We start from the raw sequence: 14,428 nt of genomic DNA, 5'->3' as shown, positions 1-14,428 counted from the left end.
AATTGGTTAGAAAATTTTGAATGTTTGATTTTATTAATCTTATATCGTAAATTAAATACAAATACATTTGGGGAAGATAATTTTGGAAATAAATGATTTCTCATTGAATTTTAAATATATCTCAGAAAGAAAGATATTTTGTCATTCGATAGGATATGAACTCTCTCTCTTACGACAACGTAATTTTATGACGGGGGCTGAACTAGGAAAAATATTAAATATTTCTCAACAACAGATATCTCGTTATGAACGAGGTATAAATAAAATACCTGTAGATATATTATGTTATATACTAAATATATTTGATATTTCAATTAGTGATTTTTTTGATCGAGTAAGAAATAGAGTAATTACACTAAAGTATAAAATAAAATATGATACTGATAATAACATTCCTTTTTTTAAAAATGTTATTTAATATATTTTTGATTTTTTAATTTATATAGATATACCAATATTACACTTTTAATAAGGATTTAAATTAAATCCTATTTATGTAATATCGACATGTCTATTGAGTTATTGTTACTTGATACTTTATTTTAATATCCATATCTTAATTTTATATTTAGATATGGAAATCCATTATTAATATTTCTCTTTAATATGAGTTTTATTGCCTTGAGTATATTTTGAAGTGAAGATGTTGTTTATATTTACCTGTAATATAAAAGGAAAAGTCAATGCTTAAAAGAAAAATGCTAGTTAAAACCGTATTAGCTGTATCAGTTTTATCACTGAGTAGTATTGCTTCGGCGGCTACTATTGTTAATGGTGGTAAAATTAATTTTACGGGGCAAATAGTAAATGCTGCATGTGCTGTTAGTGCAAAGTCAATGAATCAAACTATCAATATTGGTCAATATCGAACAGCCCAATTTGATAGTGTTGGTAAAACTGTTGGAAACACTGATTTTTCGATTGATTTAGAAGCGTGTGATACTACAGTTGCAAAAAATGCCTCAGCATCATTTTCAGGTGTTAGTGATTCAAATGACAAAACAGTATTAGCTGTCAGTAATATTACAACTGGTGGCGCAGGCGCAGCCACAGGTGTTGGTATTGAGATTACAGACCATACGGGTAAAATTTTATCACCAGATGGTTCTGTGTTCTCTACCGCTAAACAGTTAATTGACGGAGCTAATACTTTGAATTTTGTTGCCCGCTATAAATCAACATTAGATACAGTAACACCGGGTCAGGCTGATGCCAATGTGACTTTTAGAATGCAATATGAATAAGTCTAATTAGTTTATTGAGAAGTATGGCCTAATAATAAAGGCCATACTTTTATATCGAGGCAAATATGAAATATAGTTTAATATATTCTATTGCACTGTTTTTTTCTATTTCATTTACAACATATTCTATAGAAAGGAATAAAACATTTTTAGATGATGGTATTGTTTATTTTAGGGGAGGTATTGTTGAACCAGCATGTACAGTATCTCCAGAAAGTAAAAATCAGATTGTTGATTTAGGTATTATTAGTAGTAATCAATTTAATGGTGTAGGAAGTCATTCAATAAAGCTCCCTTTTTTTATTAAATTAATGAATTGTAATAAAAATATGGCTGATAAAGTCAGTTTATATATTTTAGGTGATGTCAATAGTATAGATAAACGATTATTTAATATTACAGAAAAACAAAATTCAGCTTCAGGTGTTGGTGTTGCACTATTTAATTCTGAAGATGAGATGATAATTCCAAATAATATTAATAAATATAAGTTTATTAAAGAAAATGAGTTAAAAATAGAATTTAAAGCAAGCTATTTAGCAACAAAAGAAACGGTTATTGGCGGTAAGGCCGATAGTGTTGTGTGGTTTGTTTTTAGTTATCACTAATTAAACCTGTTACTCGAGGCTCATATGTATTTAATATATAGAAACTATATTATTTTATTTTTTCTCTTTTGTTTTTCTTCATTCTCTTATGCTGGAGGTGTAGCATTGGCTGCAACTCGAATTATATATCCAATGGATGCTAAACAGACATCAATTACTATTAATAATACAGATAAAAAATTACGTTTTTTAATTCAGTCGTGGATTGATGATAACGATGATAAAAAAACAAATGAATTTATTGTGACTCCACCTCTTTTTGTAAGTAAGCCTGAAAGTGAAAATAAATTAAGAATTATATATGCAGGAAAAATTTTACCTACTGATAGAGAAAGTTTATTTTGGCTAAATATGAAAGCAATACCTGAAATTGAAAGAGAAGAAATTAAAGATAAAAATATATTGCAATTGGCCGTGTTATCTAGAATAAAAATATTTGTTAGGCCACAAGGCTTGGTATTTAGAACTGAAGATGTTCCTAGTAGTATTGAATTTATACCTTCAGGGAAAAATTTAACAATAAAAAATCCAACACCATATTATGCAACCTTAATTAATATAAAAGTCGGAGAAGAAAAGTTGAATAGTACTATGGTGCCGCCTAAAGGATCTATAGAAATAAAAGTCAATAATCCTAGCTATAATCAAATATCTTATCAAACTATTAATGATTATGGTGCCAGTACGCCAATAATAATAAAAAAGGTTAGTAAATAATACTACAAGATTAATTAATGATAAGGTTTTATTATGTTAAAATCTAAGACTATAATTTTTAATCTCTATTTCGTTTTAGGATCTTTTTATTCTAGCATTAGTTATGCAGATAGCTTTTTTAATCCTAATTTGATATCGAGCATTGATAGTGAAGTTGCAGATTTATCACGCTTTGATAAAGGTGAAGGCCAGCCAGAAGGAATCTATTCAGTCGAAATTTATGTCAATAATGAATATATTGAAACTAAAAGTATTCCCTTTTATGAAAATAATAAATCATCTGATGGAACAGGGTTGCTACCTTGTTTAAACAATAAAGAATTAAAAAATATAGGTGTGAGTTTAAATGAGGATAGTAAAAAGATTAATAGTAAAGAGTGTATTGATATATTAGATGAGATTGAAAAGTCAAATATTAGATTTGATTTTGAAAGTCAAAAGTTATTTTTAAGTATTCCACAAGTAATGTTTAAAAATAATGTTCGTGGCTATATTCCTCCAGAAAAATGGGATAATGGTATTAATGCCTTTTTGTTAAATTATAATTTTACAGGAAGAAATAGTAAAAATTTCAAAGATAATATTAATAATAATAATTACTTTTTAAATCTAAACTCTGGTATTAATGTAGGATCATGGCGACTACGTAATGAAAGCACATGGATGTACGCTAGTGGTGAAAATAACCAGAATAAATGGCGTAATATAAGAACATATGTACAAAAACCGATAATTCCATTAAAAGCAGAGCTGACAGTGGGTGATTCATTTTCTAGCGGTATCATTTTTGATAGCCTTGGTTTTAGAGGTGCTAAACTAGAATCTGATGATAATATGCTACCTGATAGTATGAGAGGATTCGCTCCTACAATTAAAGGGATTGCAAATAGCAATGCGATTGTTACTGTTAAACAAAATGGCTTTGTTATCTACCAAATTTCTGTTCCTCCTGGTGCATTCGAAATAAAAGATCTTTATGCAACATCAAGCAGTGGTAATTTAGATGTGGTAATTAAAGAGAATAATGGAGAAATTACTCAATTTGTTGTGCCTTATTCAAATGTTCCTATTTTGCAACGTGAAGGACGCCTTAAATATGAGTTTATTGGAGGGGAATTTAGAAGTGGGTCTGATTTTCAGGATAAACCTAATTTTGGGCAATTAAATTTAATTTATGGTTTGCCTTATAACTTAACCCTCTATGGGGGAAGTCAATTTTCGAATAACTATCAAGCTTATGCTATTGGTCTAGGTGGAAATTTAGGAAATTTAGGTGCGATATCAGCAGATGTTATTCAAGCAAATAGTATTTTACCAAATGATGAACATAAAAAAGGACAATCATTTCGTCTACTTTATGCGAAGTCAATTAATAGCACAGGGACAAACTTTCAAATTATGGGGTATCGATATTCGACTCAAGGATATTATACGTTAAATGAAGTGAGTTACAATAAAATGGAAGGACGTGAAATTATCACTTCTGATGGAATAATAAGGGATAATGAAAGTTTATCTAACTATTATAATTTAAATTATTCTAAAAAAGGACGTTTTCAAGTTAATATAAATCAGCAAGTGACGGATAACAGTTCTTTATATTTATTGGGTTCTTATCAAAATTATTGGCGAACAACAGAAACAGAACAATTATGGCAAATTGGTTATAATGGAAATATAAAGCAAATTAATTATAGCTTGAATTTTTCTAAATCTAAATCGCCAGGTATGAGTGGAGATAATAAAAATATTGCATTTAATATTTCTATTCCTATTAATGATCTTTTTAATCAAAATAGAGTTAATGATTTAAACGCTAGTCGAAATAGTATGTATGCCGTTTATTCTATGAATAGAAGTAATGACAATGTATGGGTTCAACAAGCTGGATTAACAGGAACATTACTTGAGGATAATAATTTAAATTATAATATCCAACAAGGGTATGCTCATAACGGTGGTGGTTACTCTGGAATGGTTTATGCTAACTATAAAGGAAAGTATGCTAATCTGGGGAGCGGATATAATTATAATAACGATTGGCATGAATTAAATTATAATTTAAATGGTGGTGTTGTTGCACATTCTGGTGGAATTACTTTAAGCCAGCCTTTAGGTGATACAAATATTCTTATTAAAGCAAATGATGCTAATAACATTAGAGTTGAGAATGCTAATGGTATATTAACTAATAATAAAGGATATGCCGTTCTACCTTATGCATCTATTTATAAGAATAATCGTGTTTCTTTGGATATAAATTCATTAGGTGAAAATATTGAATTAGAAAATGCAATTATGAATGTTATTCCTACTAAAGGAGCATTAGTGCAGGCTAATTTTAAAACCAATATCGGTTATCGAGCAATAGTAAATTTAAAGAAAAAAAATGGTGCGATTATCCCATTTGGTGCAATGGTTATTGACGAATCGCGTTCTGTAAGTGGTATTGTTGGTGATAACGGGAATGTCTTTATTTCTGGATTAGCACCTATAGGGAAATTAAAAGCTAAGTGGGGAAGAATGGAAGACCAACAATGTACATTTGATTATGAAATTAACGATAAATCATCTAAAGAAAAAGGGATTTATTTTATCTCTTCTACTTGTCAATCTGATAAATAGCAACTGAATGGGTTTTTTATGATGAGAATATTATTATTTACGATAATAGCCATTGCTTCAAATAGTGCTATTGCTGTTAACTGCATCAGTGGTTGTAATGCTAATGAAATTTCAACACTCAGCGGACAGTTAACAAAGAATGAAAATAAAGTAGGGGTCACTAAAGATGCTTCTGATATTAATTTAACAAATCGAACAACATTAAGGTGGAATGCCGGTCAAGGACAAACTTGGGCAACATATTCTAATGGTAATATTCCTACAGCTAACACCAGTAATAATGATTGGGTATACTCAAGAATAGATGACTATATATCTGTGGCTTTAAGGATGACAAATAATTGTAGAACAATTTATGTTCCTTATAATGTACCAACTTTAAGTTCTACTTGTGGTCCTCGTTCTTATACAGAAGGTGAAGAAGGGGTTGTTTCTACACGAAAATATCAGACACGAATAAAAATAGATAAAGCGATTATTTCAGGTACTTATGTAAATAATATTTTTGTCGGTGAATTTGGATTCTGCCAACCACAAAATTGCGCAACAAAACAAGCGGTGATCACTAAGTTATTTTTAAATCTTTCGATATCTGTACCACAATCTTGTGTGATTAATTCGGGTCAAGTGTTAAATATTGATTTTGATAATATTCCTGCATCAAGTTTTAAAGAAGCGGGGAAAAAAGCGGAAGGAGTAAATACAATTTCGCGTAATTTAAATATTCAATGTGACAATATAGAGGCCAGTGCAGATTTGACAATGCGTTTACAAGCCGATTCTGTATACGGTAATGCAATTGTTTCTAATAATAAAAGTGTTGGATTTATTATTGCGAACGCTAACGGTACGGAGTTAACCCCTAACGATTTATCCAGTTTTATTCCTTTTAAACTAAATGGAAATTCTGACTCTAATGTTACTATTAATGTGTATCCTGTCAGTATTGATGGAAAAACACCAGCAGAAGGTTCCGTGACATCTAGTGGTTTCTTAAGAGTCGATTTCCCTTAAATTTATATAGGCTCACATCATGAATGAGTTATTTTATAGTAACAAAATAATGCGCTCTTTATTATGGATACTATTTTTATTGATAGGGTGTTCAATATTTCTAGTTCAAGACGCAAAAGCTGAATTGGCAAATACCAATATTGTTATAAAAGCAAATATTGTTGCAAATACATGTAGAGTAAGTCCTGAATCAATGAATAAATTCGTAGATTTAGGTGTGTGGGGAACGAAAGACTTTCAGCAAAACAAAACAACAGAACCGATAAAGTTTACGCTTAACTTAACGGATTGTAGTGTATTTACGACGGGAGTGAAAGTGACCTTTAAAGGGGATACTGATAATCAAGATAATACACTATTTAAATTGTCAGAAAATGACTCTGCAAAAAATGTTGGGATCGCAATTTTAGATAAAAATAAAGATAAGGTATTACCAGGTGAAAGTAGTGTTATTTATCCAGTAGGAACAATCAATAATATTGCTCTTGATTTTTATGCGCAATATGTATCAACAGGGTCGTCTGTTGTCAGTGGTAGTGCAAATGGCGAAGTTTTGTTTTCTTTAGAATATCTTTAAATTATAAAGGGAACGTTTTAGTTCCCTTTATATATAAACTATTATGAGTGAATTTGAATAAAATAAAATCAAATCCAGCCTTTAGTTCGAAACTCTTTTAAGGTTGCGACGAAATAGCTCATCTCTTCGGGTGTGCCTAAAGTTAAACGGCTCCAACCCAAAGCAGGTGGAAATTCACGACCCACCATAATATTCGCGTCTTTCATTCTATTTTGATAGGTTTTTACATCGCCTTTAACTTTATGAAATATAAAGTTTGCATGAGAAGGTGCGTATTCAATATTCAGCTCTTTTAAGGCATCAACGACTATCTGACGTGAAACATCAATCGATTTACGACTATATTCCACATAAGCTTTATCTTTTAGTGAGGCTAATGCGGCAACTGCACCTGCAGTATTAGTATTATCAATAGAAACAAAGGAATCAATTTGTGAGATTACTTCTGGGACAGCAACGCCATAACCTACACGTAACCCAGCTAAGGCATAAATTTTTGAGAAAGTACGGGCGACAATCAGATTTTTATATCCTGCAGCAACTAACGAAATTGCACTGATAAATTCAGGTGTTGAAACAAACTCAGCGTAAGCTTCATCAATAATAAAAAAGACATTCTCTTTTGCTGATTTTACCCAGTTCGATAATTCTGCACTAGGGGTTAACATTGCTGTTGGATTATTCGGATTGCATAAATAGACCATACTGATACCGTCAAATTCTTGCGCTTTTTTCTGCATGGTTGTTAAATCGAAAGCTAGAGTATTATCAACGGGTACTTTAACGATTTTTACACCTAAAGGTTCAGCATAAAGCTCGGCATAGTTAAATGTCGGGTCAGGAACAATAAGTTGAACTGCTTTACCTTCTTTTTGTGCTTTGTTTGCCACAAATTGTACGGCTGCTTGAATTGTCTCAGATGAGCCATTTCCTAAGGTAATATGTTTATCTGAAAGTTTAAATTCTTTCCCTAATTCGCTAATTAATGCGCTACGTGCATCATCTGGATATCTGAAAGCATTGGGTAAAGCATCGATAATAGCCTGTTTCGCTTTTTGCGACATGCCAAGTGAATTTTCATTAAAATTGAGTAGTAACGGATTTTCTGCATTAAATACCAATTTATTTTTCAATGGTTCATTGGCATAAGCAGAGCTAACAAAGGAACTTAACGAAAGCCCCCCAATCACTAGGCTGGATGATGTTAAGAATGAACGACGATTCATGTGATGTTTTCCCAAGTAAATTATTCTATGTTTTATTAGTTCACATAGATTACTAAAAAGAAAACCAAAGTAAATAGTTATGTAATAAAAATAATTAAATATTCACTTTTTTCTTGCGTGGTTCTTTGGAAAACATTGTCTAACACGGTTCAATATCAATATAATAAAAAAGGGAAATCGTTTATCAGATTCCCCTTAGATATTAATGGCTATTTATAGCTTTTATTCAGGAAAAGTTAGTGTCGATCCGGGTGCTTCACGACTAAGATGAATAAAGTTCAGGTGTTTTTCATATTGGTCTAAAATATCTGTAATAATTTGCTCTTTGGTGTAATCCATTAAGTCATTACCTTGTGTACCTTCCCATAAATAGGTCTCTAAACGGTAATAGTCTGATTTACCTCGACGAGCACGATAAGTAAATGCAGGTACTGAGTATTTCTGTGGCCAAATTTGATAAATAAAATTTTGCTCTTGGCCAAGATCGACCACAAGTTCTAAATGATGTAAGCGTTCATTATCTTCGATTGGGTAATAATTGAATTCAACTTTCGCTCCACGTAATAAAAGTTCTTTAGCCACATCTTGCATTGCTGGCATACAGGTTAAATCTAACATGCGTTGTGTATAGGTGGTTCCTGGGAAATTCATAACCCGCCCTAAACGCTGTTTCCAATTCATCGTCGTATTACCATAAAGTGGTGCCGGCGCATTGGTATTTAGCGAACTAACTCGTCTGAAATCTTCAACTTTTAATGACTTATAAAGTCCGGCCATAATAAAGAAAATAACAAAGCTAAAGGGCAATCCCATTATTATTGTCGTGTTTTGTAAGGCAGAAATACCATCTGCCATTAACATACCTAACGTTAATAAACCAATAGCAATAGACCAGAAAATGCGAAGCCAATTGGGTGCATCGTTATTAACATGGCTTAATTGAGAGGTGAAATTGCCTAATACTAATGAACCAGAGTCGGCAGAAGTGACATAAAATAATAATCCCGTAATTGTGGCGACAGAAGCCGTTAAACCAAAACCGGGATAGAGTTCTAATAAAGAATAGAATCCTTTTTCGGGGGCTTCTAATACGGTTTGTGCGAGTGCTTTATTGCCATGGATCACTTCATATAAAGCGCTATTACCAAAAATGGATAACCATAACAGTGTAAAAACAAAGGGAATAATTAAAGTACCTATGACGAATTGTCGAATTGTTCGTCCTCTTGAAATACGTGCTAAAAAGAGTCCAACAAAAGGTGACCATGCAACCCACCAAGCCCAGAAAAACAGTGTCCAGCTATTCATCCAATCTGTTGGTCTATCAAATGCAAAACTATTTAATGTCATGCTTAAAAAACGATTAGTGTAATCACCGACATTTAATACCAGTGCATTTAATAAAAACTCAGTATCCCCCGCAAATAAGATAAATAAAATAAGCCCCAATGCGAGTAATACGTTCAGTTCAGATAAAATCCTGATCCCTTTATTAACGCCCGATGTTGCCGAAATAACGGCCATAATAACGGACAATAGAATTAATCCGCCTTGGACGCCTAATCCTTGGGGCAAATCAAAAAGAACTTTTAAGCCATAATTAAGTTGTACAACACCAATACCTAACGTTGTTGCGATACCAAAAATGGTGCCTAACACCGCAGCAATATCAACTGTATGACCAATTGGGCCATAAATACGATTTCCAAAGATAGGATAAAGTGCAGAGCGTATGGTTAATGGCAAATTGTAACGATAGCTAAAATAACCTAGTGCGATACCAATAAGTGCATACATAGACCAGCCCGTCAGGCCATAGTGGAATAAAGTCCACACCATCGACTGACGGGCTGCTTCTATTGTTTCACCTTCGCCGGTTGGCGGTAACATATATTGTGTAATCGGCTCTGCTACAGAGAAAAACATCAAATCAATCCCAATACCGGCTGCAAATAACATCGCAGACCAACTTAAAACACTAAATTCAGGTTTCGATTGTTCAGGTCCTAATTTGATATTTCCAAAACGAGATGTGGCAACAAAAATAACAAAAACAATGTATAACGTGGCTGCCAATAGATAGTACCAACCAAAGGTTTTTGATACCCATCCCAGTGTTGCCACAATCCATGTATTTGCTGTTTCTGTCATCAAAATAGTGAAGAAAGAAAACGCTAAAATCAGCGTTGCTGAAGCGAAAAAAACGACAGAATTTAGCTTGTCTTTCTGTGGTTTTTTTGTGCTGTTAAGAGTTGTCATCAGAAATTCCAAAAAATTTATTTATCTAAAAGTCAAAAGTTGCATTCTTTGTTAACTAATTGAATTAGTTGCAAAGATTCAAATTTTCACAATATCCTCCCATATAGAAATGTAAATTAATTGTGATAAACAATAGTTAATATTGATTGAATGTTCAATTAAAAAAACGTTTAATGACTATGTTCAATGTATTTTTTAGGTCTTTAAAACATGCCGAAGATAGGAATGCAGTCGATACGTAAACAGCAATTAATCCAAGCGACGTTAGCAGTTATTAATGAGGTTGGAATGCAAGAGGCGAGCATCGCATTGATAGCTCGAAAAGCCGGTGTTTCTAACGGCATTATTAGCCACTACTTTCGTGATAAAAATGGATTGTTGGAAGCTGCTATGCGCCATATCCAGTATCAATTGGGTTTTGCGGTGGCGATACGTTTAAGAATGTTAAGCGATGCAACACCTAAGCGACGTATCCAAGCCATTGTTGAAGGTAACTTTGATACTACGCAAACCAGTGAAGCTGCCATGAAAACATGGCTAGCGTTTTGGGCGAGTAGTATGCATCAGCCTAATTTGAATCGTCTACAAAAGGTCAATGATAGAAGACTTTATTCCAATTTAAGTTACGAGTTTGGGCGTGTTCTTACTAAAGATCAAGCACGTTTGGCTGCGAAAGGTTTAGCCGCATTAATAGATGGTTTATGGCTACGAAGTGCATTAAGTAATGCACCATTTTCTCTTGAAGAGGCCAAAACCATTACTAATGAATATATCGATATGCAACTTACAAATCGGAGTCAAATAAAGACTTAAAAAACTAATAATAAAGGAGAAACTATGCCAAACCCACCGTTACATAAACTTTATATTCATGGTGGATATGTCGATTGTGCAGAGCCAGAGTGTGAACAATTTGATGCGATTAATCCTGCTAATGGCGAAGTGATTGCACATTTACAATCTGCAAGTGAAGAAGATATCAATTGGGCCGTCGAGAGTGCGAAGCAAGGGCAAAAAATTTGGCGTGCAATGACCGCGATGGAACGCTCTCGAATTTTACGACGGGCTGTTGATATTTTACGTGAACGTAATGATGAATTGGCTTATTTAGAAACCCTAGATACAGGCAAACCCCTATCTGAAACACGTTATGTCGATATTGTGACGGGCGCTGATGTTTTAGAGTATTACGCAGGTCTTATTCCTGCACTTGAAGGAGAGCAAATTCCACTAAGAGAAACGGCTTTTGCTTATACTCGCCGTGAACCATTGGGAATTGTTGCTGGTATCGGTGCTTGGAATTATCCGATTCAAATAGCGTTGTGGAAGTCTGCACCTGCACTTGCCGCAGGTAATGCCATGATCTTTAAACCAAGTGAGATGACTTCATTAACAGCATTAAAACTTGCCGAAATATACACTGAGGCAGGATTGCCAAAGGGCGTTTTTAATGTTGTTACAGGAAAAGCTAATGTGGGACAGTGGTTAACACAGCATCCTGATATCGCGAAAGTTTCTTTCACTGGTGGAATTGAAACGGGTAAAAAGGTAATGGCAAATGCTTCTGCTTCAAGTTTAAAAGAAGTAACCATGGAGCTTGGTGGAAAATCGCCTTTAATTATTTTTGATGATGCAGATTTAGATACCGCCGCTGATATTGCGATGATGGCGAATTTTTATAGTTCGGGGCAGGTGTGTACCAATGGCACTCGTGTTTTTGTTCCCGAAAGATTAAAGGCTGCATTTGAAGCGAAAATTATAGAGCGCGTATCACGTATTAGGATCGGCTCTCCTCTTGAGATGGACACCAATTTTGGTCCACTGGTCAGTTTTCCTCATCTTGAAAAAGTCTTGAATTATATTGAGTTAGGCAAAGCTCAAGGGGCAAGATTACTTTGTGGTGGTCACCGTTTGTTAGAAAGCAATTTTGCGCAAGGTGCTTATGTTGCACCGACGGTTTTCACTGATTGCACTGATGATATGAAAATTACGCAAGACGAAATATTTGGCCCAGTGATGAGTATTTTGAGTTATCAAACTGAAGATGAAGTGATTTCACGCGCAAATAATAGCGTTTATGGTTTAGCCGCAGGTCTTGTCACTAAAGATTTCACAACAGCTCATCGTGTTATTCACCAATTGGAAGCTGGAATTTGTTGGATTAATACATGGGGCGAGTCTCCAGCAGAAATGCCAGTTGGTGGCTATAAACATTCTGGGGTGGGGCGCGAAAATGGCCTAGTTACATTACAAAATTACACGCAAATAAAATCTATTCAAGTTGAACTTGGGGAGTTTTCATCCGTTTTTTAATCCATTCTTTTTTTAATGACTGAAACAGAGGAGATAACAATGGTCTATGACTACATTATTATCGGTGCTGGTTCAGCCGGTAACGTTCTTGCTACCCGCTTGACAGAAGATCCTGAAGTTACTGTGCTGCTCCTTGAAGCTGGAGGTCCGGACTACAGGTTCGATTTTCGTACACAAATGCCAGCGGCATTAGCTTATCCGTTACAAGGTAGGCGATATAATTGGGCTTATGAAACAGAGCCTGAACCTTATATGAATAACCGACGCATGGAATGTGGTCGTGGGAAAGGGCTTGGTGGATCATCATTAATTAATGGTATGTGTTATATCCGTGGTAATGCGATGGACTTTGATGGTTGGGCAAAACTCCCCGGCCTTGAAGAGTGGGATTACTTAAGTTGTTTACCTTATTTTCGTAAGGCAGAAAGTCGCGATATTGGTGCCAATGATTATCATGGTGATAAAGGCCCTGTAAGTGTGACTACGCCGAAAAAAGGCAATAATATCTTATTTCAAGCAATGATTGAGGCGGGTGTACAAGCAGGATACCCAAGAACGATTGATCTTAACGGCTATCAGCAAGAGGGTTTTGGCCCGATGGATAGAACCGTCACACCTAAAGGCCGTCGAGCAAGCACAGCAAGAGGCTATCTTGATCAAGCGAAAGCACGCAAAAACTTAACGATCGAGACACATGCAACGACCGATATTATTGAGTTTGAAGGCAAAAAAGCCGTAGGCGTTCGCTATTTTTTAGGGAGAAATACCACTCCTCACCATGTAAAAGTTCGCCGAGAAGTATTGCTTTGCGCTGGTGCAATTGCTTCGCCCCAAATTTTGCAACGTTCTGGTGTTGGGCCTGAAAAAGTACTAAATGAATTTAATATTCAACCAGTACATGTATTACCTGGAGTTGGGGAAAATCTGCAAGATCACTTAGAAATGTATTTGCAGTATGAATGTAAAAGGCCTGTTTCACTTTATCCTGCTTTAAAATGGTATAACCAGCCTAAGATTGGTGCGCAATGGCTATTTCAAGGAACAGGGATTGGGGCAAGCAATCAATTTGAAGCGGGAGGGTTTATTCGCTCTAGCGAAAAGTTTGCCTGGCCTAATATTCAATTCCATTTTTTACCTGTTGCCATTAATTATAATGGCACCAATGCGGTAGAAGTACATGGTTTCCAAGCGCATGTGGGCTCTATGCGTTCACCCAGTCGAGGGCGAGTAAAATTAGCATCTATAGATCCTCATCAACATCCCAATATTTTATTTAATTACATGTCCACAGAACAAGATTGGGAAGAGTTTCGTTCAGCTATCCGTATCACGCGAGAAATAATGGCACAACCGGCATTAGATGCTTATCGTGGTGAAGAAATTAGTCCAGGCAAACATATCCAAAGTGATGAAGAGCTTGATGCTTTTGTTAGAGAACGTGCTGAAACAGCATTTCATCCTTGTGGCACGTGTAAAATGGGAACAGATGAAATGGCTGTTGTTGATGGTGAAGGTCGAGTACACGGCATGGAAAACTTAAGAGTTATTGATGCATCTATCATGCCACTAATAATCACTGGGAATTTGAATGCGACTACAATTATGATTGCAGAAAAGTTAGCTGATAAGGTGAGAGGGATTAAACCTTTACCTAAAAGTCAGGCAAAATACTATGTTGCAGATAATACTCCGGTGAGAAGACGAAATTAAGCAAGTTATTTACAATATGCAAAAGGGGGATAAAAGTTCCTCTTTTGTGCGTTTATCAATAATTTCTTTTTATTGCTTTCAATTTAAATAAGAAATATTTATGTAATTTGAGGTTTTCGAGAGAGGGAATGTGAT

12 protein-coding genes are annotated in these 14,428 nt (G+C 34.5%); 10 read left to right on the top strand and 2 right to left on the bottom strand.

What is annotated here, in order from left to right; translation table 11 throughout:
• Nucleotides 1-82: 82 nt before the first annotated feature.
• The 7 genes from H1225_RS07585 to H1225_RS07555 all read left to right on the top strand — a co-directional run bounded on the left by H1225_RS07585 (nt 83) and on the right by H1225_RS07555 (nt 6,785).
• The gene (locus tag H1225_RS07585) at nt 83-418 is read left to right on the top strand and encodes a helix-turn-helix domain-containing protein (protein ID WP_109847354.1); all 336 of its coding nucleotides are present in this window, start codon (nt 83-85) and stop codon (nt 416-418) included.
• Between the two features lie 265 nt (nt 419-683).
• A complete protein-coding gene (gene fimA / locus H1225_RS07580) occupies nt 684-1,244 on the top strand; it encodes a type 1 fimbrial major subunit FimA (RefSeq protein WP_072064082.1) in 561 nt (186 codons plus the stop codon).
• A 65-nt stretch (nt 1,245-1,309) separates the two neighbouring features.
• The gene (locus H1225_RS07575) at nt 1,310-1,852 is read left to right on the top strand and encodes a fimbrial protein (RefSeq protein ID WP_109847355.1); all 543 of its coding nucleotides are present in this window, start codon (nt 1,310-1,312) and stop codon (nt 1,850-1,852) included.
• Between the two features lie 24 nt (nt 1,853-1,876).
• Complete coding sequence (locus tag H1225_RS07570) at nt 1,877-2,569, top strand: fimbria/pilus periplasmic chaperone (protein WP_006536456.1); 693 nt, start codon at nt 1,877-1,879, stop codon at nt 2,567-2,569.
• Nucleotides 2,570-2,602: 33 nt separating this feature from the next.
• Entirely contained in the window at nt 2,603-5,194 is a 2,592-nt protein-coding gene (locus H1225_RS07565) for a fimbrial biogenesis usher protein (protein WP_161727872.1), read from the top strand.
• Between the two features lie 18 nt (nt 5,195-5,212).
• On the top strand, nt 5,213-6,208 hold the full coding sequence (locus H1225_RS07560; RefSeq protein ID WP_109847357.1) for a fimbrial protein: 996 nt from the start codon (nt 5,213-5,215) through the stop codon (nt 6,206-6,208).
• A 19-nt stretch (nt 6,209-6,227) separates the two neighbouring features.
• On the top strand, nt 6,228-6,785 hold the full coding sequence (locus tag H1225_RS07555) for a fimbrial protein (protein ID WP_006536465.1): 558 nt from the start codon (nt 6,228-6,230) through the stop codon (nt 6,783-6,785).
• Nucleotides 6,786-6,853: 68 nt separating this feature from the next.
• Here H1225_RS07555 and H1225_RS07550 read toward each other — a convergent pair whose 3' ends face one another.
• Both H1225_RS07550 and H1225_RS07545 read right to left on the bottom strand, forming a co-directional pair.
• Nucleotides 6,854-8,011, bottom strand: a complete 1,158-nt coding sequence (locus tag H1225_RS07550) for a pyridoxal phosphate-dependent aminotransferase (protein ID WP_109847358.1) — start codon at nt 8,009-8,011, stop codon at nt 6,854-6,856.
• A gap of 222 nt (nt 8,012-8,233) precedes the next feature.
• Complete coding sequence (locus H1225_RS07545) at nt 8,234-10,270, bottom strand: choline transporter (RefSeq protein ID WP_072064075.1); 2,037 nt, start codon at nt 10,268-10,270, stop codon at nt 8,234-8,236.
• Nucleotides 10,271-10,480: 210 nt separating this feature from the next.
• Between H1225_RS07545 and betI the strand changes: the two genes are divergently transcribed.
• The 3 genes from betI to betA are packed head-to-tail and all read left to right on the top strand — an operon-like array spanning nt 10,481 to nt 14,293.
• Nucleotides 10,481-11,083, top strand: coding sequence for a transcriptional regulator BetI (gene betI / locus H1225_RS07540; RefSeq protein WP_006536469.1), 603 nt, complete (start codon nt 10,481-10,483; stop codon nt 11,081-11,083).
• A gap of 24 nt (nt 11,084-11,107) precedes the next feature.
• Complete coding sequence (gene betB, locus H1225_RS07535) at nt 11,108-12,583, top strand: betaine-aldehyde dehydrogenase (RefSeq protein ID WP_109847360.1); 1,476 nt, start codon at nt 11,108-11,110, stop codon at nt 12,581-12,583.
• Between the two features lie 39 nt (nt 12,584-12,622).
• Nucleotides 12,623-14,293 carry a choline dehydrogenase gene (gene betA, locus H1225_RS07530; protein ID WP_109847361.1) on the top strand — a complete coding sequence of 557 codons (1,671 nt, stop codon included), beginning with the start codon at nt 12,623-12,625 and terminating at the stop codon, nt 14,291-14,293.
• The last annotated feature ends 135 nt before the right edge of the window (nt 14,294-14,428 follow it).

It is taken from the genome of Proteus penneri, from assembly GCF_022369495.1.
GTDB lineage: Bacteria > Pseudomonadota > Gammaproteobacteria > Enterobacterales > Enterobacteriaceae > Proteus > Proteus penneri.
Note: the sequence above shows the minus strand (reverse complement) of the source record. Positions and strands in the feature narration are given on the sequence as shown.